2 tRNA genes are annotated in these 433 nt (G+C 36.3%); both read left to right on the top strand.

Annotated features, from left to right (window positions below):
- Positions 1-126: 126 nt before the first annotated feature.
- A tRNA-Ala gene (locus N4T77_RS20160) sits at positions 127-202 on the top strand.
- Between the two features lie 6 nt (positions 203-208).
- A tRNA-Ile gene (locus tag N4T77_RS20165) sits at positions 209-285 on the top strand.
- Positions 286-433: the final 148 nt, after the last annotated feature.

Genomic DNA, 433 nt, shown 5'->3' on the forward strand with positions numbered 1-433 from the left:
GTGAAAATTCTAAATGGATTTTCACGGGTAATTTGGCTGAATACTTTCAGCATTAAAATTACCCCAAGGAACTTACTATTAGTTCTGTATAAGGGGTAACCAATTACTCGTCATACAACTCTTTATGGGGGTATAGCTCAGCTGGGAGAGCACCTGCCTTGCACGCAGGGGGTCAAGGGTTCGAATCCCTTTATCTCCACCATATTAAGGGCTTATAGCTCAGCTGGTTAGAGCGCACGCCTGATAAGCGTGAGGTCGATGGTTCGAGTCCATTTAAGCCCACCAAATAAATTTTTATGTTATTTTAGCATAAAAATTTATTTTTGTAGCATAATAGTACCAGTAATTAAATAAATGTACTTAATTGCTAAATTGTTCTTTGAAAATTGCACAGTGATAATCGTTAAATAATGAAAGTTATTTAACACAAATA

The sequence above is a fragment of the Clostridium sp. CX1 genome, from assembly GCF_025398335.1.
GTDB lineage: Bacteria > Bacillota > Clostridia > Clostridiales > Clostridiaceae > Clostridium_AM > Clostridium_AM tanneri.